We start from the raw sequence: 20,900 nt of genomic DNA on the forward strand, positions 1-20,900 counted from the left end.
TTATCGGATGGCGGAAACCGCGAGGGGGAGTGTGCGATGGGTCACTCCAGGCCGTGCACCCCGGCCCGCCGAGGAGCCACCTGCCGCAGCCTTATACCGGCGTCGGGGCTACTTGCCGAAGGAGACGACCATCTTTCCGGTGTTCTCGCCGCGCAGCATGCCGAGGAAGGCGTCGACGCCGTTCTCGATGCCGTCGACGACGGTCTCGTTGTACTTGAGCTCGCCCGAGGCCAGCCAGCCGGCGACCTCGCCGACGAACTGCTGCTGCATGCCGTAGTGGTCGCCGACCAGGACGCCCTTGAGCTGGAGCCGCTTGCCGATGATCATGGCCATGTTGCGCGGGCCGGGGGTGGGCTCGGTGTCGTTGTAACCCGCGATCATGCCGCAGATCGTGGCGCGGCCGTGCACGTTGAGCACGGAGATGGCCGCTTCGAGGTGCTCGCCGCCGACGTTGTCGAAGTAGACGTCGATGCCGTCGGGGGCGGCCTCGCGCAGCTGCTCCAGGACCGGGCCCTTCTTGTAGTTGAAGGCGGCGTCGAAGCCGAGCTCCTCCACGAGCCACTTGACCTTCTCGTCGGAGCCGGCCGAGCCGATGACGCGCGAGGCGCCCTTGAGCCGGGCGATCTGGCCGACCTGGCTGCCGACGGCACCGGCGGCGCCGGAGACGAACACGGTGTCGCCCTCCTTGAAGGAGGCGACGTCCAGGAGACCGGCGTACGCGGTGAGGCCCGGCATGCCGAGGACGCCGAGGTAGGCGGAGAGCGGGGCGAGCTCGCCGTCGACCTTGGTGGCGTGCTTGGCGTCGAGGTCGGCGTACTCGCGCCAGCCGAGCTGGTGCAGGACGTGGTCGCCGACGGCGAACTTCTCGTCGTTCGAGGCGATGACCTCGCCGACCGCGCCACCGTCCATCGGCCGCTCCAGCTGGAACGGCGGGATGTACGACTTCACGTCGTTCATGCGGCCGCGCATGTACGGGTCGACCGACATGAAGAGGTTCCGGACCAGGATCCGGCCCGGCGCGGGCTCGGTGACCGGGGTCTCGCGCAGCGCGAAGTCGGACGGCACGGGCCAGCCGTTCGGGCGGGCGACAAGGTGCCATTCACGGCTGGTGGCGGGGAGTGCGGGCGAGGTGGCCATGGGGTGCGTCCTCCTGCGAAGCAAAATGCTGATCGATACGTCGAGTACGGGGTACGGGGGCGCGGTGGGTCGGGGGCGCCCCGAATACTTCAGGTACTGAAAGAACAATGCGCCGGGATATTTGAGATTGTCAAGTAACTCGGTAGGCTGAGGGGTATGGCCCCCCGAATGGATCCCCTGAGCCTCGAAGTCGTCGAGCTGATCGGCACGGTCGTAGGCCGCTACTACGAGGAGTACGAGCGGGCCGCCGCCGAGCACTCCCTCACCGGCGCGCAGGCGCGGGTCCTCGGGCTGCTCGCCCTCGAACCGATGCCGATGCGGCAGATCGCCCAGAAGCTGAAGTGCGAGCCGTCGAACATCACGGGCATCGTCGACCGCCTCGAAGCGCGCGGCCTGGTGGAGCGCCGCCCCGACCCGGCCGACCGCCGCGTCAAACTGGCCGCCCCCACCGCCGAAGGCCTCACCACCGCCACCGACCTGCGCGACTCCCTGAACTTCGCGAGGGAGCCACTGGCGGAGCTTTCGGCCGAGGAGCGGACGGTCCTGCGGGATCTGCTCAGGCGCATGCTGGGGGCTTAGCCGATCCTGGTGCGCCCGAAGGGGCGCGGGGAACCGCGCGACCGGCCACAGGCGGCCCGCAGCCGAAACGCACGCGCCGGCATGCCCTGCGCAGCGGGTCAGATGCACCAGAACAGGAACGGCTTGCAGGGCTTCGGCGGGGCAGGGGGAGGGGGATTCGAAGCAGGCGCGGAGGGCGCGGGGCCCCCGGGCGCGCCGGGCGAAGAGGGGGCAGAGGGCACGTCCCCCGAGGGCCCGGGGCCGGGCGTGGCCGAGGCCCGGGCAGGGGCACTCCTGTGCGGGCCGGACTCCACGGGACCGGGCTCCCCCGGGCCGGCCCCGCCGGGGCGGCCGGGCTTCCCCGAAGCCGTACCGGAACCCCGCCCCCGCGAGGACGCCGGCTTGCCCGACTGCTTCACGGGCACCGCGGCCGCGCTGCCCGACGGCAGCGGCTGGGGGTCGGAGATCGTCTGGTCCTCCCGCACGGCGGACGCCCGGTCGTTCCCCGGCGGCGGCTCCAGCGCCATCTGTACGAACCCCACCGCCCCGGCCACCAGGACCAGCCCGGCCGACCCGAAGAGGATCACCTTGCCCCGCTTGCGCCGGGCCCGCCGCCCCTTGCGGGCACGGCGATGACCGGAAGGTGTGAGCACCTCCGCGCGGCGGGACGGCGCGGCACCGGCGTACACCAGGAGCTCGTCCTCGGGCGCGGGCGCCAGCGCCTCCACGGGGGTTCCGCATCCGGCGCAGGCCAGTGCGCCGTTGAGGTGCCGTCGGCAGGAGTGGCAGTAATCCATGGCCCAGGGAGGCTATGCGGCGACCGGACAACAAAAGGGGCCGGAGATGTGTGGATCTTGTGCGGAAGAACCGCTTCCGGGGCGTGGCGGCGTGACGAATCACCATGGACCGGGGCGTTGTTGGAGCCTGTGTCTGAGGGCCGGGCAGGATGGACGTCATGACGGAAACCGTGACGCGGCCGTTCGGCCCGCTGGACTTCCAACTCGTGCTGCTGCGGCGGATGGCCGACCATCAGCCGGGGCTCGTCGAGGACGCCCGGCACGAGCTGGGCGCCTCGATGGCGGACATGCGCGAGGCCAACAAGCGCTGGCAGGCGATGGTCCGGTCGGCGCGCTCCCGCGGCGCGCTGTCCCGCTACCGCTCGGTGCTCGGGGCACCCGAGGCGGTCGTGCCGCGCAGGATCGGGGACCTGGACTGCGAGGCCCAGCTGTGGCCGGTGCCGCTCTGGCCGGGGCTGCGGTTCGAGGTGCTGGCCGGGCCTGGGGGTGCGGTGTGGAACGAATGGCTGGTCAGAGCCCCTGGCACCCCGGGCCCCGCGCTGCGCGGGGAGGAGGATCTGCGCCCCTGGTCGTGCACGGTGGACGAGGTTGCGCGGGCCTTCGCCCCGGCCCGCCCGATGGAGGGCTCGGCGCCGACCCGCTGGCAGCTGGCCATCACCCTGCCCGGCGGCGGGACGCGCGTCGCGGAGTTCACGTGGGGGCTGCTCCAGCGGCTCCTTCCGTGAGGCCGCGTACGCCTGCGGGTTCCGTGCGTTCCCACGCTTTCGCGGAGAGGGGGCTGTTCCGCAGAGAGGGGGCTGTCACGCGGGGTGGAGGCTTTCTGGCTGGGCGTCAGATCGGGGCTCCCCTACCGGCGCATCCCAGCGCGCGCCGGTCACCGGGCGGTCGCAAGATGCGAACTAAGTACCGCTCCCGGGAGGATCCGCCGTGACCGTCAGTCTTGAGCAGTTGCGCCGTTGCCATGTCGCCGTCGATCTCGGGGCCGCCAGAACCCGTGTCTTCGTCAAGGGAGCAGGGCTCGTCGTGGACGAGCCGAGCGTGACCGCCGTCAACACCCGTACCGGCGCGCTCATCGCCGTCGGCACCTTCGCCGAACAGATGACGGGCCGCACCCCGGACTACATCCGGGTGGCCCGCCCGGTGTCCGGCGGCACCGTCATCGACATCGAGATGGCCCAGCGCATGCTGCGCCATCTGCTGGGCGAGAAGCTGCGCCGCCAGTTGCGCCGCAAGCCGCGGCTGCGCGCCGCCGCCTGCACCCCGCACGACAGCGACCCGCTCGCCCAGCGCGCCGCGACGGAGACCCTGATGGGCCTCGGCGCCTGCCGCGTCGAGCTCGTCGACACCCTGATCGCGGCCGCCGTGGGCTGCGGGCTCCCGGTGGAGCAGCCCACCGCCAGCATGATCATGGTGTGCGGGGCCGCCACCACCCAGATCGCCGTGCTCTCGCTCGGCGCCACCGTGACGGCCGTCCGCATCCCGATCGGCGGCGAGGCCATCGACCACGCCGTCATCCAGCACCTGCGCCACCAGCACGAACTGATGGTCCCGAGCCAGTCCGTGCGCCCGCTGCAACTGGCCCTGAACGACAACGGCCTCACCCCGCAGGGCCCCGAATCCACCGAGATCCACGGCCGCGACGTCACCACCGGCCGCGCCCGCTCGGTCCTGGTCGACACGGCCGCCGTACGCGACGCCATCCACACCCCGCTGACCGCGGTGCTCGACGGCATCGGCAGGGTGCTGAGGGACTGCCCGCCCGACCTGGTCGCCGACCTCGCCGAGCGGGGCGTCACCATGGTCGGCGGCAGCGCGCGGCTTCCCGGCCTCGACCAGCTGCTGCGCAACTACACGGGCATGCCGGTGCACATCGCGGAACGGCCCGACGTGTGCGCCATTCTCGGCCTCGGCACGATGCTGGAGGGCCAGATCCAGCCCATGGTCCTCGACCCGCTGGCCGAGTGAGCAGCGCGACAGCAGCTCCTGCCGGGGCGGGCGGCCGCGGTGAGAGATCCTCGAAGGATGAGTGAAGCCGAGAGCCCGGAAAGCCCGGAGAGCCCGGACATTCCGGACAATCCGAACAGCACTGCGCCCCGGCTGCCGATGCTCCTGGAGGCGGTGCTCGGCGTCGGAACCGACCTCGAACTGCGCACCACCCTCCAGCACATCGTGGACACGGCGACCGAACTGACCGACGCCAAGTACGGGGCACTCGGAGTGGTCGACCCCGAGCGCGGCCGGCTCACCGAGCTGTACACCACCGGGCTCACCGACGCCGAACGCGAGCGGATCGGCACGCTGCCCGACGGCCGCACCGGCCTGCTCGGCGCCCTCATCCACGACCCGCGGCCCCTGCGCCTGGACGACCGGCACACCGACCCCCGCTCGGCCGGCCTGCCGCCGGGCCACCCCCCGATGAGCTCGTTCCTCGGCGTTCCGATCCGGGTCCACACCCAGGTCTTCGGCAACCTCTACCTCACCGAGAAGCGCGGCGGCCCCTTCACCGAGGAGGACCTCGCGCTGCTGCGGGTCCTCGCCGCGCAGGCCGGCATCGCCATCGGCAACACCCGCCTCTACGAGACCGTACGGCTGCGGGAACGCTGGATCGAGGGCGCCGCCGCCGTCACCACCTCCCTGCTCACCGGCGAGACCGCCGCCAACGCGCTGACGACGGTGGCCGAGCGGGCCCGGCTGCTCGCGGACGCGGCCGCCGGGGTGGTGCTCCAGCCCACCCCCGCGGGCGGCATGGAGATCGTCGCGGCCTCCGCGCCGGACGACCCCGACGACATCATCGGCACGACCATCGAGCCCGGCTCGCCCGTCCTGGTCCAACTCCTGGGCGGGGAACCGGTGTTCCTGGAGGACTCGGCGACCGACCCGCGGATGACCACGCACGTACGCACCCGGTTCGGGCCCAGCATGATGCTGCCGCTGCAGAGCGGCGGCAAGCTGATCGGCACGCTCGCGCTGCCCCGGCGGCGCGGCGACCGCCCGTACACGGCGGTCGACCGGCTGCTCGCCGCCCAGTTCGCCTCGCAGGCGGCCCTCGCGCTCGTGCTCGCCGACGCCCAGCACAACCGCGAACAGCTCGCGGTGTACGAGGACCGCGACCGGATCGCCCGCGACCTCCACGACCTGGTCGTGCAGCGCCTGTTCGCCACCGAGATGATGCTGGAGTCGACCAGACGCCGGGCCGAGAAGGCCGCGGCCGACGACACGGACGAGATGCTGACCCGGGCCGTCGACGAGCTCGACTCCACCATCCAGGAGGTCCGCACCGCGATCTTCGCCCTCCAGCAGCCGCCCGCCGACGCCCCGACGACCCTGCGCGGCCGGGTCCTGCGCGAGACGGCCGGCGCGGGCGCGCTGCTCGGCTTCCGGCCCTCGGTGCGCTTCGAGGGCGCGGTCGACACCCTGGTCACCGAGCCGGTGGACGCCCAGCTCGTCGCCGCCCTGCGCGGCGCCCTGGCGGCGGCGCACCGCCGGGCCGGGGTGTCCTCGGTACGCGTCGTCGTCGACGCGGGCGCCGAACTCCCCGACGGGCGGCCCGGGGTGCGCCTGACCGTCGTCGACAACGGCATGCGCGACGACGGCATCCGAGGCACGACCCTGACCTGGCAGGCCCCGCTGTAGCGGACCTCGCCCGTAATAGTCCTCGCCCCATGGTCCTCGCCGGGAAAATGAGCTGCGTACGGCGCGCTCGGCCCCCACAGTGACGGCCATGACCGATCTCTGGACGACAGCGGTGGCGGGAGCGGCGGCGGGCCTCGGGGTGGCCGTGCCGGTGGGCGCGGTCGGCGTGCTGCTGATCCAGGAGGGGATGCGCGAGCGGCGGGGCGCGATGGCAGCGGCGGCGGCCGTAGCCACGGTCGACCTGGCGTACGCGGCACTCGCGACGGCGCTCGGCCCCCTGGTCGCCGAGGCACTGTCCGGCGCGGAGGCATGGGTGCGACTGGTGTCGGCGCTGGTGCTGGCGGGAATCGCGGTGCGGGGGTTGTGGGGGGCGCGGCCGCGGGAGACGGGACGCGGGGCGGACGGGGCGGACGGGGCGCGTGCGGTACGCGAGGCGGGGGCGGTCGAGCGGACCGGCCCGGGGGTGCACGCGGGACCGGTCGAGCGGACGGGCCCAGCGGTGCACGCGGAGCCGGCTGGGATGGCGGCCTCGGCACCGGCCAAGCCCACAGGCCCAGCGAAGAAGGACGCCCCCGCCCGTACCTTCGTCCGGTTCGCCGCGCTCACCCTCATCAACCCGACCACCGCCCTCTACTTCGCCGCCCTGACCACTGCCCGGGGCTCCTCCCTCAGCGGCGGCGCGGCGGGAGCGGTGTTCGTTACGGGGGTCTTCCTGGCCTCATTGCTCTGGCAGCAGCTCCTGGTGGCGGCGAGCGGGTTCGCCGGGGCCCGGATCTCCCCGGCCGCCCGCGCCTGGACGTTCCGCGCCGGATACGGGCTGGTCGCCCTGTACGCGGTGAAGGTCGCGCTCCCGCTGCCCTGAGGACCTGGGTCGGACGGACGCAGATCCTCAGGGCACGGCCCGCTCCAGCGGGACGCGGGGGCGCGTACGGCAGGATGCGGATCATGCGTCCGGACGGCGCCGCGTAGGGTCGACGACCTGGGACCCGGCACGGTGCGGGCCCCGCCCGCGCCGTCGAGATCCGAGGAGTCCCGTACGTGTCCCCTCTCTTCCCCTCCCTGTACGCCGCCGAGCCCCGGGAGGCGATCCGCTTCGGCGGGCTGTCGCTGACCCACGCCGAACTGGCGGGCGCGGCAGGCTCCCTGGCCCGCCGGCTCGCGGGCGCCGGGCGGGTCGCGGTCTGGGCGACGCCGACCCCGCAGACGGTGGTCGGCGTGGTGGCGGCGCTCGTCGCAGGCGTCCCCGTGGTGCCGCTGAACCCGAAGACGGGCGAACGGGAGCTGACCCACATCGCGGGCGACAGCCGGCCGACGCTGGTACTGGCCTCGCCGGAGGACCAACTCCCGCTCGTACTGGCCGAGTTGGAGCGTATCGACGTACCCCTGACGGGAACGGACACGGCCCTGCCCGTGGAACCGGCGGCCGAGTCGCCCGCGCTGATCGTGTACACCTCCGGCACGACCGGCCCGCCGAAGGGCGCGGTGCTGCCGAGGCGCGCGCTCGCGGCGACGCTGGACGCGCTGCGGGACGCCTGGGGCTGGACGGCCGACGACGTCCTGGTGCACGGGCTGCCGCTGTTCCACGTGCACGGGCTGATCCTGGGCGTCCTCGGCCCGCTGCGCCACGGCGGCTCAGTACGCCACCTCGGCCGGTTCTCGGTGGAGGGCGTGACGCGGGAGCTGTCGGCGGGCGCGACGATGCTGTTCGGGGTGCCGACGATGTACCACCGGATCGCCGAAGTGGTGGGCGGGGACCGGGAGTTGGCGAAGGCGCTGGCGGGCGCGCGGCTCCTGGTGTCCGGCTCCGCGGCGCTCCCGGCGCCCGACCACCGCCGCATCGCCGAGGCGACGGGCCGGGCGGTGATCGAACGGTACGGCATGACCGAGACCCTCATGCTGTGCGCCGCGAGGGCCGACGGCGGGGCCCGCCCCGGCACGGTCGGCGCACCGCTGCCCGGCGTCGACCTGCGCCTCGCCGACGAGGCCGACGGCATCGGCGAGATCCAGGTCCGGGGGCCGAACCTGTTCAGCGGCTATCTGAACCGGCCGGACGCGACGGCTGCCGCGTTCACCGAGGACGGCTGGTTCCGTACCGGCGACATGGCGAGCGTGGACGCGGACGGCCAGGTACGGATCGTCGGCCGCAAAGCCACCGACCTCATCAAGAGCGGCGGTTACAAGATCGGCGCGGGCGAGATCGAGAACGCGCTGCTCGACCACCCGGGCGTCCGCGAGGCCGCGGTGACGGGCGAGCCGGACGCGGACCTGGGCGAGCGCATCGTGGCCTGGGTGGTCCCGACGGACCCCCAATCCCCGCCGGAGGAAGCCGAGTTGGCCCACCACGTGGCGACCCAGCTGGCCCCCCACAAACGTCCGCGCGTGGTGCGCTACCTGTCCGAACTGCCCCGCAACGACATGGGCAAGATCATGAAGCGAGCCCTGCATGTCTGAACGGATGTCTGAACGGATGTCGGCACGGATGCCTGAGCGGATGCCTGAGCGGATGCCTGAGCGGATGCCTGAGCGGATGTCCGCGAGGGAGGCGATCGCGGCGGCGACGACGGCCTTCGAGGAACTCCCGGCACCCGAGCGGGACTTCCCCGAGGACGGCCCCCTCGCATGGTCGGGCTACGGGACTTCACGGGCGCGCGCGACGGAACGTACGGGCGAGAAGGAATCAGTGATCTGCGGCGTGGCGTCCGTGGAGGGTCGTCCGTGTGTGGTGCTGTCCTTCGAGTTCGGCTTCCTGGGCGGGTCGCTGGGGCTGCGGACGGGTGACCGTCTGGAGGCCGCGTACGAGACGGCGCGGGAGCGGCGGCTTCCGCTGGTCTCGCTGATCGCCACGGGTGGCAGCCGTATGCAGGAGGGCATGCTGGCACTGACCCAACTCCAGCGCGTGGCACGGCAGTCGACGCTGCTCAGGGAGGCGGGGCTGCCCCAGATCGCGGTCCTGCGCGACCCGACGACAGGCGGCGGCTGGGCCACGCTGGGCGCGGGCGCGGATGTGATCCTGGCCCTGCCGGGCGCCCAGATCGGCTTCGCGGGCTCACGGGTGCGCCCGGCGGACGCGGACCCGGCGGCCTACGGAGCACAAGGCCAGCTGGCGGCGGGCCAGATCGACGCGATCGTGGAGAAGGACGACCTGCGGAACGCGGTAGCGAGCTGGCTGACCCTGCTGACCGGGCCCGACCGAGCGGGGCCTGCACCGGTGCCGGCCCCGCTCGGGGAGTCGGGCCTCCCGGCGGACGGCTGGGAGGCGGTGACCCGGGCCCGCGCGACGGGCCGGCCACGGGCCGAGTCCTACCTGGACGCGTACTTCCCGCACCGACAGGCCGTGTCGGGCGACAGGTGTGGTGGCGTGGACCCGGGAATGCTGTGCGGCTTCGGCCTGCACGAGGGGATCTCGTACGCGTACGCGGCCCAGACCGGCACCGCGACCACCCCGGCGGGCTATCGCACGGCGGCCCGCCTGATCCGCCTGGCGGACCGTCTGGGGATCCCGGTCCTGACCCTCGTGGACACCCCGGGCGCGGCGAACGACGCGGCGGCGGAACGGGCGGGCCAGGGCGCCGCGATCGCCGACGCCTTCGCGGCACTGGCCGCCGCGAGGGTGCCCGTGACCACCCTGGTCATCGGCGAGGGCGGCTCGGGCGGAGCCCTGGCCCTGACGTCCCCGGACCGGACCTGGGTAACAGCGGACAGCTACTTCTCGGTGATCGCCCCGGAACTCGCGGCGGCGATCCTGAAACGCGACGAATCGGAGGTACGCAACACAGCCTCCCAACTCCACTTGCGCCCCCAGGACTTGGTGAACCTGGGGGTGGCGAGGGGAGTACTGGGCGCGTAGCTCGTCCTCGACGCGGTTTCCCCCACCCCGCCCCTTCCCCAGACCCTCCGGGGGCGTGGATCGGCTGCGACCCGGCACCCGCTGGCGGGGGCTCCGCCCTCCCACCCGCTCGTCTAATGGCTCGGGGGAGATTGAGGATGAGCGCGACCTCAAGGCGCGAACGGGGGTGTGGGGGCGAAGCCCCGAAAGCGGTGGACGGAGTCCCCCGCAGGGGTCTGGGGGCAGAGCCCTGAAAGGGGTGCAGGGGACGGAGTCCCCGCGGGGGTTCGAGGGGCGCAGCCCCTCAGGGGGTCCGGGGCGCAGCCCCAGGAGCCCAGCCTCTCCACCCCCGTCACGGGGGTGGCGGGTGGGCAACCCCCGGGGTCTGGGCGCAGCCCAGGGCTCAACCTTCTCGGCCCCCGCACGGGCGGCGGGCAAACCCCCGGGGTCCAGGGCGGAGCCCCAGGTGGCCGGCTCATCCCACGCCGGGTCAGGGGCCGGCGCCCACCAGGCCGCCCGTCACCTACGGAACGGGGCTGCGGGCGTCGTACCGCGCAAAGCCCCGGCGGCTGAGCCCAAGCACCGTCACCGCGAGGACACACGCGATGCCACCGCCCACCACCATCACGGCGGGCGAGGTGAGGTCGGCGACCGTACCGGCGAGGAAGTCGCCGAGCCTCGGCCCGCCCGCGACCACCACGATGAACACGCCCTGGAGCCGGCCGCGCATGTCGTCCGGGGCGGCGACCTGCATCATCGTGTTGCGGAACACCATGGACACGGTGTCCGAGAACCCGGCGACCGCGAGCATGAACAGGCCGAGCCACAGGTGCCGGGTCAGCCCGAACACCGCGATGGCGGCGCCCCATCCGCCGACCGAGATCAGCACCGCGAGCCCGTGCCGGTGGATGCGTCCCTGCCAGCCGGAGAACACCCCGCCGAGCAGCGCGCCGACGGCGGGTGCCGCGACGAGCAGGCCTGTGGTGCGGGCGTCGCCGCCGTACCAGAGGACGGCGACGGCGGGGAACAGGGCGCGGGGGTGGGCCAGGATCATCGCGCAGAAGTCGCTGAAGAACGTCATCCGCAGATTGGGCCGGGCGGCCAGGAACCGCAGCCCGTCCAGGACCGACGCCCGCTTGGCGCCGGTCCGGTCGGGCAGCATCGCGGGCAGCCGCCACATCGCGTACAGGGAGGCGGCGAAGGTGATCGCGTCGATGAGGTACGCCGTCTTGTACCCGGCGAAGCCGACGACGAGCCCGCCCAGCATCGGCCCGACGAGCGTGCCGGTCGTCATGATCATGGAGTTGAGCGCGTTGGCGGCGGGTAGTTGCTCGGGGGGCAGCAGCTTGGGGATCATCGCGGACCGGGCGGGGGCGTTCAGCGCCTGGCAGACCGACTGGAGCGCGATGATCGCGTACAGGAACCACACGTTCGCGACCCCGGCGAAGGTCCCGGCCGCGAGCGCCGCGGAGAGCGCGGCGGAGCCGAGCGCGCTGTGCAGGCCGAGCTTGCGCCGGTCCACGGTATCGGCGATGGCGCCGCCGTACAGGCCGAACACGATCAGCGGTACGAGGGTGAAGATGCCGACCAGACCGACGTAGAAGCTGGAGCCGGTGAGGTCGTAGACCTGGAGGGAGATCGCGAGCGCGGTCATGGCGCTGCCGACCCACGAGACCATGTTGCCGAACCAGAGCCTGCGGTAGTCCGCCGATATACGGAAAGGCGTGAGGTCGGCGAATATGCGGCGCCGCACGTCCCGTATCTCGCGGCCGGCGGATCCGTCGGCCTCGCGCATCTCCCCCGCGGCGGATCCGTTCACCCGCTTCGCCCGGGCGCCGGAGCCGGTAGTGGAGCCGGACGGTGCCGGGGTCTCGGTGGGCTGCTGGGCTTGTTCGGTCACGCGGGATGCTAACCCCCGCCGCGAGCGCCCAGGTAGGGGCGGCCTCACAGGGGGGCGCCATGAGCGGGGCGACCCCGCGCCTGTGACGCCTGCGAATGGGGCCCGCCCGGCGAGGTCCTCCAGGGTCGCGCCCCGGGCCCCGCCCTCGATGGAAGACGCAGGCCACTCGCCGAGAGCCGCGTACCCCCCGGGCTCTCCGGGCTCCCCCGCTCCCCGGGCGGGTCAATGCGCCGGAACCCGGTTTCCGGGCAATCTCGGACCGTACGAAAGCGGTGGACGCGCCCCCAGGGGCACATCGCCTCAGGTGGGGGGCGCGGCGGCCCCATCCGGCTGCCGGGACCATCCTTATGCCACGCCTACAAGCGCGCGCCGAAGCCCCTGGGCGCCGCTACGCTTCCCCCGATCAGTAAGCGTCGTCGCCGCCCCCGCCTTCATCAGGCGGGGGCGGCGACGCATCTCGCCGAAGGGCCAACCATGAACACCCTGATCTCCGCCGCCGCCCGCCGCACCACCACCCCGGGGACCGCCCGGCGCGTACCGCTCACCGCACGGGCGGCGGCACAGCACGCGGGCCGCGTCCCCGCCACCCTCGACCGCATCACCGCGACCGCCGGCAACGTGCCGAGCGCGTCGGCCTTCCAGTCCGCCCTGTGAAAGATTCGTAACTCACGGGCCCCGACCAGAGGCCCCCGGCCACCGCACGCCCCGTGCGCGCCACCGGGGGCCTTCGCTGTGCCGCGCAAACGAATCCCCCCATGGCGAGCCCGCCCTTTTCGAGCCACATCTGGCCCTGGCGCCCGACCACTTGACCAGGATCATGCGGGGAATCGCCGACGGCCCGGAGGCATTCGGGCATCTTTACGGGGCGGAGCAGAAGCACTTGCACGACGTCCTGGCCGCTCTCCCCTGAGACGTGGAGGAGAAGCCGGTCCACGACCGCATCGTCGAATCCTCCCTCAGCCCCGTCGGAGACCTGGCCACGAAGAACGTCGACGTGTGGGCGTACGAGTCCAACAAGGAACACACGGCCGAGGCGAATCTCCCGGCGCCCGATGCGAATGCCAAGAGCTATGACGCCGGCCAGGACCAGTACCACCCCCGCTACTCCCCCGACTTCGCGAACACCCCTCTGAAGGCATTCACGGACAACGAGGCGAAGCAGCAACGCGGGTGCGCCAATGTGCGGATGACCGCTGAGCCTTAGGTCGAACGGCAGGGGCGCCGGGCAAGGGCACGGGGCCCTCCCGGCGGCGCCGCGACACGTACGCTCGGGGTTGAGGAGGCCGTGCGGGTGATCGCTCGTACGAGGTGCCCCGGCCGTAGCCCGCGGACCCGGCAGCCCCTCGCCAGCGGAAGCCGCACCCCTCACCAGAAACGCCAAAGGCGCAGGCCAGATCGTTTCTGCACCTGCGCCTCGCTGTGGGGCGGGTGGGACTCGAACCCACGGCCGACGGATTATGAGTCCTTTTCGAATCTTCCGCTCGCGGCCTGATCTTGCCTCGATCTTCCTGTATCCGCAGGTCAGTCGGCCTCCTGCCTTCGCTTCACTACGGGGCCTTCCTGATCCTTCCGGATCCTTCCGTCCCCTGCGTGTCCCCTGAGAGTCCCTCAAGAGCTCTTCCCGTGTCGGCACTTCGGGGTGCTTGGCTGCATCGCCGCAGGTTGCGCAGAACGGGCAGCCTAGGATTTGAACTTACGCGCAGCGGAGTGCCTTACCGATGAAAAAGGCTCCGCCCTCTTCGCCCGAGGGTGGAGCCGCGCGGCCTCTTCGCCGGTCAGGCCGTCTATCTACAAGGTTATCCGCTGTGCTTCACGCTACGTCGGCCTCATCCCCGAAGAGCAAGATCGGCCCCTCGCGTGACTGGGGGCAAGGCCGACCGCCAGAACACCGAGGGCTTCCAGCGGGCTCAGGAATGGATCAGGTTCGATGCCGACGGCTGCCCCGGACCTGAGGTCTGGCGCCGAATCCTCAGCTGACCCCGCCCCACCCGATAAAGGAGTATCCGCATGAACGCCAGGATCTCAAACTCGACGGGACTGCTGTTACGGGAGCCCCCACCCCGGCCGCCACGCGGCGCCGCGATTTGGCTGCTTTCGAGGATCCGCGCGACCGCCCAATCTTTGACTGAAGCGGGTACTGCCGACCAGCCCCGAAGGGCGGACGATGACCTATCGCCCGCCCTCTCAAGGGTTGGATCAATCCTGCTTCGGCGCTAGCGGCCCCGGCATAACAGCGGCAAAGGAGCCCTGAACTACCGCCTGGGTTACCAGCATGATCCCATCCCCCACAAAAGGCAGGAACCAGAGAGGGAACAACAGGAAAAATCCCGTCATGACTCTGAACTGCTCTGTGGGCAGCTTCTGACCACAGCACCCAATTACCAGGAGGATGATCAGCGATGGAATCGCAATCATGAGGAACATTCCAGGACCCGCAGACATATAGTCCTTGAACGACTCCCACCTTGACATCTCCACGAAAGTGTCTGGGTGATGCGGGTCGCTACCGGGCTGGGCGAGGATTGCCGTCACAATCCATCCGATCCAGAATGCCGCGCAGTACCGAACGACACAGCTCCGGATCCAGCTATGCCTATCTGCCCATGACGGATTACCCATTCGCTTACCTCCTTCCCTCAGCACCCCTGAGCGCATTTTCCGGATACCCAGGTCTTATCGATTGCAGGGAAGAATGGGGCCGAGTTCAAGCCATGTTCGTGCGCCATTTTGTCCCTGGCCAGCGTGTTTGGCTTTTGCCCAGACTGATATTGGTAGACTTCCATGTCCGGATACGCATCGCCCTGCCGACGCACCAGCGTTCCCCCCTTGCCAACCCTGACGGATATCGTGTCGTCGACCGAGAAAACCGGCATGAGGCTATTTACCCCATGAACCCCTACATCCAACCCATCCGAGGAACCATGGATTAGATTGATAACATTCTTACTGAGGATAGTCTTATTCGAATCCCCATTCAGGATGATTTGATTAGCTGGCAGCATCTTGGGTGGACCTTCAATCATTTTCGGCCTGGCGCCGAGACCCAGCCCGTCCTGGACAATATACCTTCCGGTTGTATGGGATGCCGTTACGGTAAACGTAACCTCTCCGGTCGCGGTATTCCAGACGAGCTGCATCCTGTAGGGGGCATCGGGATCATCCGAGAACCCACGGTTATCTCCCAGCAGCATGCGCATTGCAGCCTCCTGGGTGTGGATGAAGAAGCGGACTACGATCACTCCACGGTTGGACCCGGCCCCCACATTGAAGTGAATGGTTCTCGATCCGTCTCCAGCGAGGCCGCCGCCATATCCATCACCGCCGCCATCACCGCCGCCATCCCCGCTGCCGCCACCACCGCCACCAATGCCACCGCCACCAATGCAACTGCCGGTCTTGTACGAGTCATTGGTGCTGCGATTGCAGTCTGTGTTCTTGGTGCCGTCAGTGTTGTAGTCGGCCGGGTAGCAGCCCACGCTGCTCTCGCCGCACGTTTGCTGAAGGCCCGTTGGGTCTGTATAGACGAGGGGATTATTGCTGCCGTAGCTGTATCCATGCGCCTGCTGCGGGTCCGTCAGGTCCATGATCGGGTCAACGGAAATGAAGCGGCCGATCGCCGGATCGTATTCACGGGCTCCGAGGTGGGTAAGGCCAGTGTCGGCGTCTTTGGTACCGCCGATGAAGCCCTTGTCTCCGGCCCAGGTAGTGGGCTGGTCGCCGCGGGGGGCGCCGAAGATGGTGGATTTGCGGCGGGTGATGGTTTGAGTAGCGTCGGAGGTGATCTGGGTGGTGCCGGTGCCGTGCGGATCGCCGAGGAGATAGGTGAGTTTGGTGCCGGTGCGCATGGCGACGGTCTGCCCGCCGGCGCTGTAGTAGCGGGTTCCGGTGACGACGCCGGTGTTGTCGAGGCGGAGTTCGTTGCCGCCCGGGAGGTAGAGGGTGGTGCCGGTGGAGTCGCGTCGGATGAGGCGTTGTCCGTCGGTGTCGTAGAGGTAGTTGGTGGTGTTGGTGGCGTCGGTGAGGGTTTTGAGGTGGCCTTCGTCGTCCCAGGTCAGGTTCTGGGTGCTGGGGCCGCTGGAGCGAGTCTTGGTGTTGCCGGCCTGGTCGTAGGCGTAGGTCTCATCGTGGGCACCGGTGCCGCTCTGGGTGACCTTCGGCAGGAAATGGGTGCCCGGGCTGGGCGCGGTGTAGGTGCGGGTGGTGTCGACGGTGGGACCGGTCGGGGTCGTGTGCTGAGTCTCGGTCTTGCGGTTGCCGACCGGGTCGTAGGTGTAGCTGGTCCAGTACGGGTCCTGGCCACCGATGACTGTGCCGGAGGGGGCCGTTGCGCACTGTTCGCCGGTGTTGGTCCAGGCTTCGGTGATGCGGCGCAGCGCGTCGGTGGTGAAGCACTGGGTGTCGGTGGTGCGTGCGGTGTCCTGACCGTAGGCGGTGGCGATGGAAATGAGGTTGCCCGCCGGGTCGTAGGTGTATCGGGTGTCGTCGACGCGTTGGGGTGAGGTGTTCCGGTCGTTGGTGACGCGGGTGGCCCGGCCGGTGTGGTCGTCGTATTCGGTGGTGGACCACACGTGCTGGTTGAAAGCGCCGTATTCCTGGCGGTTGGGCTTGCCGTAGTGGTCGTAGGTGGTGGCCGAGATCAGAGGGTCGCTGCCTGCATAGACGAAGTTGACCAGGCCGTGGACCGCTGTGTAGGTGGTCGAGACTTGCTCTTCGGGCAGGTCTCCGAGGGCCGGCTGGTAGGCGTATTCCTGCTGGCCGCTGTTGGCGTTGTAGCCGGCGAACCATTCGTAGGTGCCGGCGAGTTTTCCTTCACTGGCGGGAATGCTGACGACGGTGTCGTTGGGGTTGTAGAGGTCGTCGTAGCCGGTGATCTCGGTGGTGTAGGCGTCCGATCCGACGTAGCGGGTCGTCTTGCCGGGCTTGCCCTTGGCGACGGTGTCGTAGGTCCAGGCGGCGAGGGTGCTGGTGCCCTTCTTCAGGGCGGTCTTGCGGCCGAGCGCATCGTAGTCGGTGTGCAGGGTGATGCTGCGGGCATCTGTGGTATCGGTGACGCGGTCGCCCTGGTCGTAGACGGTGCTGGAGGCGCCCTTGTCCGGGTCGTCGACGTGGGTCTGGCGGCCTCGGGTGTCGTAGGTGTAGGTCCACTTGGCGCCGGAGGGGTCGGTGACCTGCTCCAGGCGGCCGAGCTTGTTGTAGCTGTACAGGGTGGACTGGTAGTTGGTGCGATCCACGTCCGTGTACTGCCGCACTTCGGTGGTGCGGCCCAGGGCGTCCACCATGGTTGTGGTGCTGGTGCCGCCCTGGGGCGGCACGACGGTGGTGGTGTCGCCGGTGTAGCTGGTGGTGGCGGTTTCCTTCACGTCCCCGAACCGCTTGCCGAGCACAGCGGTGGTGCGGCCCGCGCCGTCGAACTGGGTTTCCGCGGAGGCGGGGTAGTCGGTGGATTCCGCGCCGGTGACCAGGACGGGTTCGGCCTTGCCGGTGGCGTAGTAGGTGCCAGAGGTGCGGTTGGCCTCGCCGCGGGTGTTGTAGAAGGTTTCGCTGATCAGGCGTCCTGAGCGGTCGGGTGACTCGGACTGGGTCTCCCGGGTGCGCAACAGGCCGTCGTAGAAGGTGTAGCTGGTGTCGAGCTGGTTGTCGTGGGTGAGGCTGGTGCTGGTGACAACGGTCGGTCCGTCGTTACGGACCTGATAGCCATAGGCGTAGTTCGGCGAGTTGGGGTAGGTCACCGCGGAGCGCGTGGGAATCCAGACCTTCATGAGCCGGCCGAGGCCGTCATATGCGTTGGTGGTGACCTTGCCGTTGGCGTCGGTGACCTGCGTCGGCTGTCCGCGCAGCGGGTCGAACAAGGCGGTCACCGTGTGGCCTAGCGCGTTGGTGATGACCGTCTTCGTGGGCGCTTCACCGGTGGCCGGGGAGTAGGCGGTGGTGGTGATTTTGCCGTAAGCATCGGCTGCGGCGAGGGCCCGGCCGTACTGGTCGTAGCAGAGCTGGGTTTTGAGCGGGCCGCAGGTGCTGGGGACCGAGGTGACGGTCTCGTAGCCTGAGCCGTCGCCCTTGATCTTTTCTGTCTTGGTGGTGTTGCCCTTGGTCGGGGCGGCGTTCAGGTCGGTGCTGTTGTCGAAGTAGGTGCGGGTGTCGTCGATGACGTCGTTCAGCGCGCTGCTGGCGGCGCCGCACCCTCCGGCGATGGTCCTGGTCTCGGCGACCTTGTTCAGCAGCCAGAGGCTGGTGTTACGGACGTAGGTGGTGATGGTGCACTGCTCGTCGCCGGTCTTGCTGGTGTCGCCGCTTTGCGAGACCGAGTCGACCATGCCGTAGTCGTCGAAGTGACGGGTCAACTCGGTGGTGCGGGCACCGCTGGTGATGGTGGTACGAGTGGATTCCTTCTCGGTCCCAGTCTGGTAGGCCTCAAGGTCCGGCAGCCCGGGACGAGTACGTGCGGCCGTCTTGGCGGAGCGCCAGGGGGTGTAGGAGGTGCGGGTAATCAAAGCGCCACCGTCGCCGTTGAACGTGGCACTGGAGCGAGCCATCCCGGCGAACTGCTCGCGGTCGGTGACCGCAGTGCCGTCCGCGTCATCTGTGTCTTTGACCTGGGCCCCGTCGATGCCGCGGAAGTAGCGGGACTCGGCGAGGGTCTTCGGGTCGGTGCCGGTGCCCTTGCGGGTCTGGACGCGCTCGTAGCCCCGTGCGATGGAGTAGCCGCGGTCGTCGGGCTTGGTGAACTCATCGGTGCTTTTGGCCCACTTGGCTCCGCCGAGGTAGCTGTACTCGGTGACCGTGTCGGGGGTGCTGGCGAGGTTGTCGCCTTCGGTGACTCGCTGGACGACGTAGGAGTTGAACCAGTCCTGCTTGGCGGTCTCGCCCTCGTAGGCCCACTTCACCGGGTAGCAGCGGGTGGTGTTCGTCCCGTCGGCCGGGGGCAAGGTGGTGGCGGTGCATTCGGGGTCGAGGTAGTCGATGCCGATGGTGCCACCGGATTCCGTGGTGATCTGCGACATGCGCAGCCGGATGAACGGGGCCAGGCCGTCACCGAGCTTGTCGACCCGGTTTGGCTTCTGCTGCCCGGCGAATGTCACGGGCGGCAGTGCCATGGTGCCGGAGGACTTGCCGGTGCGGGTGATGGACTGCAGCCACATCGGAGTGGAGACGCCGTCACCAGCTGCGGGGAAACCTTGCTGCAGGGCCCAGGAGTCGACGTCCTTGTAGGCGCCGCTGGTCAGGGCTCTGGTGGTGATGGTGGTGAGGCGCTTGCGGGACCAGAAGGTCGGTGAGTACTGGTCCTTGCACTCGGTGGCGCCGTCCTTGCAGTACAGGTCGAACGGGACGTCGGGCCAGTTCTTCGCGTTGTTCGTGTCGAAGGTTCCGCAGGTGTCCAGGCACCGTTCGGAGACGTCGAACTTGACCTGGCCCATGGCTTTGGCACTGTAGACGGTGTCGGAGCGCAGGCCGTAGTCGATGTGGTCGAGCCAGCCACCCCGGATGTACGAGGTCACGGTGGCTTTGCCGGTGGTCTCGGACACGTTGCGGCCGTAGTTGTTGGTCTCGGTGTTCCAGTAGTACGCCATCGCGGCGCCATGGACGTCGACGACATAGTCCAACTGCCAGCGCCAGGCCTGCTGGCACCAGGCGGAAGCGAAGGACGCGTTGTAGCAGGGCTCCCCGGACTGATTGCCGAACACGGGCACTGTCCACGTCGAGTTGGTGGTCGGCGTGGTCGCGTCCTTCCACCCCGGAAGGCGGTTTAGACCGAAGTAGTACTGGGTCCCGTCGGTTGTGGTGACCTTCCAGTGCTCACCGTCATTGTCACCGTTGCTGGCACCGGTCAGCTTCTCGACCTTCTCGCCCGAGTCGGCTGCCGGGTGCCAGCCGTTCTTGGCGTCGTAGACCAGTTCGGTGTTCTTGCCGTTCAGCGACATGGTGGCGTTGTCGTTGAACCAGCACAGGTCACCGACCTTGGTCGTGTTAGTGGCGCCGGTCTTGTCGTCGTTGCACGGCTTGTAGCGGCGCTCGATGAACCCGGGCTCCATCGACCAACCGTCCCCCAGCCAGCTGGACTGATTATTCGACGCTGCGGTCATGCCGTCGACGGACTGCGAGTTGTAGCCCAAGGACAGCTTGGGCTGTGTCCCGCCGGGAACGGACGGCACGCTGAGCGGGTAGGACCAGTTGAAGGCGCCTGCGGACCCGCCCGCGCTCCATGATCCGGAAGGCTGCAGCGAGGTGGCCTTGTAGTCGCCCGTCCCGCCGGAGGTGCCTGCGGTAGCCGCCAGAACGGTGGCCCCCGTAGCCGCGCGCGCCATCAGCGGCTGCGCCGCCGCGAGTGGCACGTTCGCGGCCAGCGTTCCCGTCTTGGTGTTATTGGTGGTCGAAAGCGGTTTCCCGGTGCGGCACTTGGCAACTTCGGGGGTGGTCAGGGCGCAGGCAGGGAGTTCGACGAGGTGGAGGCGCGCGGCCCAGTCGCCGCCGTAGGCGCCCTTGAAGGCTGAGTAGTCGACCTCGACCTGAGCGGAGCCGGGTTGGGTGATCTGGTCGGTGCGGCTGAGGGAGAGGAGGAGTCCATCTACACCGGCCTTCTGAGCAGCGCCTTGATCGGCGACCGTTACCTTCACCTTCGAAGGCGCGCCCACGGCGCGGTCCCGGCCAGTGACACCGACGACGGATACGGGCAGGGAACCAGCCCGCTGCTTTCCGCCCACCGGGGCGGCCTTGGCGACCAGCGACATACCGGCGCTCTTACCAGCAGATGCCCCGGTCAGGTCGACGTCGGCTGAACCCGCGGCCGGCCAGACGACCTTCGGACGCTTCCAGGCATTGGCCGCGGCGGCATCCTGTTTCTTTGCCCCGCCGGTCGGGGCCTTCGTCACCGGGACAGCTTTTGGCTGTTTGAGGCCAGGCAGTGCCGGGCCTTCGTTGTTGGCTGCCACCGATACGGCAGGTAGCAACCCCACCGTGACCGCAGCGGCTATGGAAACCGCCAATCCACGCATGCCGAAACGGCTCACGCCCCACCCCTCGCCCATTTTCAAAAATGACCGACGGAGCGTAA

At 69.8% G+C, this 20,900-nt stretch carries 14 protein-coding genes; 9 read left to right on the forward strand and 5 right to left on the reverse strand.

Annotated elements, in window-relative coordinates; genetic code table 11:
- Positions 1 to 108: 108 nt before the first annotated feature.
- On the reverse strand, positions 109 to 1,137 hold the full coding sequence (locus ACWC2B_RS01380; protein WP_450714370.1) for an NADP-dependent oxidoreductase: 1,029 nt from the start codon (positions 1,135 to 1,137) through the stop codon (positions 109 to 111).
- Between the two features lie 156 nt (positions 1,138 to 1,293).
- On the opposite strand from ACWC2B_RS01380, the gene ACWC2B_RS01385 reads away from it, so the two are divergent.
- Positions 1,294 to 1,716 carry a MarR family winged helix-turn-helix transcriptional regulator gene (locus ACWC2B_RS01385; protein WP_450714371.1) on the forward strand — a complete coding sequence of 141 codons (423 nt, stop codon included), beginning with the start codon at positions 1,294 to 1,296 and terminating at the stop codon, positions 1,714 to 1,716.
- Between the two features lie 98 nt (positions 1,717 to 1,814).
- Here the strand turns inward: ACWC2B_RS01385 and ACWC2B_RS01390 are convergent, their stop codons facing one another.
- Complete coding sequence (locus tag ACWC2B_RS01390; RefSeq protein WP_450714372.1) at positions 1,815 to 2,492, reverse strand: SCO2400 family protein; 678 nt, start codon at positions 2,490 to 2,492, stop codon at positions 1,815 to 1,817.
- Positions 2,493 to 2,650: 158 nt separating this feature from the next.
- Here ACWC2B_RS01390 and ACWC2B_RS01395 point away from each other — a divergent pair, with 158 nt between their 5' ends.
- From ACWC2B_RS01395 to ACWC2B_RS01420, 6 genes are all read left to right on the forward strand, one after another.
- Positions 2,651 to 3,217, forward strand: a complete 567-nt coding sequence (locus tag ACWC2B_RS01395) for a hypothetical protein (RefSeq protein WP_450714373.1) — start codon at positions 2,651 to 2,653, stop codon at positions 3,215 to 3,217.
- A 202-nt stretch (positions 3,218 to 3,419) separates the two neighbouring features.
- A complete protein-coding gene (locus tag ACWC2B_RS01400; protein WP_450714374.1) occupies positions 3,420 to 4,457 on the forward strand; it encodes a rod shape-determining protein in 1,038 nt (345 codons plus the stop codon).
- A gap of 57 nt (positions 4,458 to 4,514) precedes the next feature.
- Positions 4,515 to 6,125: a sensor histidine kinase gene (locus ACWC2B_RS01405; RefSeq protein WP_450714375.1), complete on the forward strand. Its 1,611-nt coding sequence runs from the start codon at positions 4,515 to 4,517 to the stop codon at positions 6,123 to 6,125.
- An 88-nt stretch (positions 6,126 to 6,213) separates the two neighbouring features.
- A complete protein-coding gene (locus ACWC2B_RS01410) occupies positions 6,214 to 6,987 on the forward strand; it encodes a LysE family transporter (protein WP_450714376.1) in 774 nt (257 codons plus the stop codon).
- A 176-nt stretch (positions 6,988 to 7,163) separates the two neighbouring features.
- A complete protein-coding gene (locus ACWC2B_RS01415) occupies positions 7,164 to 8,576 on the forward strand; it encodes an acyl-CoA synthetase (protein ID WP_450714377.1) in 1,413 nt (470 codons plus the stop codon).
- Between the two features lie 64 nt (positions 8,577 to 8,640).
- Positions 8,641 to 9,972 carry a carboxyl transferase domain-containing protein gene (locus ACWC2B_RS01420; protein ID WP_450714378.1) on the forward strand — a complete coding sequence of 444 codons (1,332 nt, stop codon included), beginning with the start codon at positions 8,641 to 8,643 and terminating at the stop codon, positions 9,970 to 9,972.
- 502 nt (positions 9,973 to 10,474) lie between these two features.
- Here the strand turns inward: ACWC2B_RS01420 and ACWC2B_RS01425 are convergent.
- The gene (locus tag ACWC2B_RS01425; protein ID WP_450714537.1) at positions 10,475 to 11,746 is read right to left on the reverse strand and encodes an MFS transporter; all 1,272 of its coding nucleotides are present in this window, start codon (positions 11,744 to 11,746) and stop codon (positions 10,475 to 10,477) included.
- Between the two features lie 579 nt (positions 11,747 to 12,325).
- On the opposite strand from ACWC2B_RS01425, the gene ACWC2B_RS01430 reads away from it, so the two are divergent.
- Complete coding sequence (locus ACWC2B_RS01430; protein WP_450714379.1) at positions 12,326 to 12,505, forward strand: hypothetical protein; 180 nt, start codon at positions 12,326 to 12,328, stop codon at positions 12,503 to 12,505.
- Between the two features lie 259 nt (positions 12,506 to 12,764).
- On the forward strand, positions 12,765 to 13,055 hold the full coding sequence (locus tag ACWC2B_RS01435) for a hypothetical protein (protein WP_450714380.1): 291 nt from the start codon (positions 12,765 to 12,767) through the stop codon (positions 13,053 to 13,055).
- Between the two features lie 992 nt (positions 13,056 to 14,047).
- Here ACWC2B_RS01435 and ACWC2B_RS01440 read toward each other — a convergent pair.
- The gene (locus ACWC2B_RS01440) at positions 14,048 to 14,383 is read right to left on the reverse strand and encodes a hypothetical protein (protein WP_450714381.1); all 336 of its coding nucleotides are present in this window, start codon (positions 14,381 to 14,383) and stop codon (positions 14,048 to 14,050) included.
- 104 nt (positions 14,384 to 14,487) lie between these two features.
- Positions 14,488 to 20,856: an RHS repeat domain-containing protein gene (locus tag ACWC2B_RS01445; RefSeq protein WP_450714382.1), complete on the reverse strand. Its 6,369-nt coding sequence runs from the start codon at positions 20,854 to 20,856 to the stop codon at positions 14,488 to 14,490.
- Positions 20,857 to 20,900: the final 44 nt, after the last annotated feature.

It is taken from the genome of Streptomyces sp. NPDC001415 (assembly GCF_053597395.1).

What these genes read in the sequence shown, in the direction of transcription:
- ACWC2B_RS01385 (WP_450714371.1), top strand. Translation starts at nt 1,294, where the DNA reads ATGGCCCCCCGAATGGATCCCCTGAGCCTCGAAGTCGTCGAGCTGATC.
- ACWC2B_RS01395 (WP_450714373.1), top strand. Translation starts at nt 2,651, where the DNA reads ATGACGGAAACCGTGACGCGGCCGTTCGGCCCGCTGGACTTCCAACTC.
- ACWC2B_RS01390 (WP_450714372.1), bottom strand. Translation starts at nt 2,492, where the DNA reads ATGGATTACTGCCACTCCTGCCGACGGCACCTCAACGGCGCACTGGCC.
- ACWC2B_RS01425 (WP_450714537.1), bottom strand. Translation starts at nt 11,746, where the DNA reads ATGCGCGAGGCCGACGGATCCGCCGGCCGCGAGATACGGGACGTGCGG.
- ACWC2B_RS01380 (WP_450714370.1), bottom strand. Translation starts at nt 1,137, where the DNA reads ATGGCCACCTCGCCCGCACTCCCCGCCACCAGCCGTGAATGGCACCTT.
- ACWC2B_RS01410 (WP_450714376.1), top strand. Translation starts at nt 6,214, where the DNA reads ATGACCGATCTCTGGACGACAGCGGTGGCGGGAGCGGCGGCGGGCCTC.
- ACWC2B_RS01430 (WP_450714379.1), top strand. Translation starts at nt 12,326, where the DNA reads ATGAACACCCTGATCTCCGCCGCCGCCCGCCGCACCACCACCCCGGGG.
- ACWC2B_RS01420 (WP_450714378.1), top strand. Translation starts at nt 8,641, where the DNA reads ATGCCTGAGCGGATGTCCGCGAGGGAGGCGATCGCGGCGGCGACGACG.
- ACWC2B_RS01405 (WP_450714375.1), top strand. Translation starts at nt 4,515, where the DNA reads ATGAGTGAAGCCGAGAGCCCGGAAAGCCCGGAGAGCCCGGACATTCCG.